This window comes from Thermus sp. (assembly GCF_056332225.1).
Map to the genome: position 1 here is coordinate 1 of NZ_JBWGQW010000243.1, position 554 is coordinate 554.

The window sequence follows — 554 nt, forward strand, 5'->3', positions numbered from 1 at the left end:
ACTCCCTCATCAAGCTGGTGCCTCCCCAGCAGAGCGAGAACGAGGCCAAGGTCATGGACGCGGTCATGGCCCGGCTCAAGCGGGCCATCTCCCCACCGGAGCGCGAGCCCCTGGTGGGCCTCGTGGTCATCCACCACGCCGCCAAGGGGAACGGCGGCCCCCGGGGCTCCGGGGCCATCGCCGCCAACGCCGACCACATCTTCCGCCTGGAGCCCAAGAGGGAAGGGGAGGAGGACTGGGGCCTCCTCCTCTACGAGCGGGGCCGGGGCGACGTGTGGCGGGAGGTGGAGGAGGTCCTGCGGGTGCGGGTGAGGGGGCTTCGCCGGGCGGGGCCCGCCCCCAGGGAGACTAGGGAGTCCAAGAGGGCTTCCAAGAGGGCCAGGAACTCCTATATCCAGAAGGCGCGGGAGCGCTTTGGCGGGCGGACCTTCTCGGAGGAGGAGCTTTACCGCTTCCTCGCGGAGGAGGGGCACCCCAATCCCCGGAACCTCATCAGCATGTGGGGGTCGCGGGAGGAGCTTGTGTCCACCGGGAATGGGGGGCTTTGCTTTAGA

At 69.5% G+C, this 554-nt stretch carries 1 pseudogene; it reads left to right on the top strand.

Going from position 1 to position 554, the window contains the following annotated elements:
* Positions 1 to 554 (top strand): annotated as a pseudogene (locus AC01Y6_RS11145) (hypothetical protein); the annotation flags it as partial.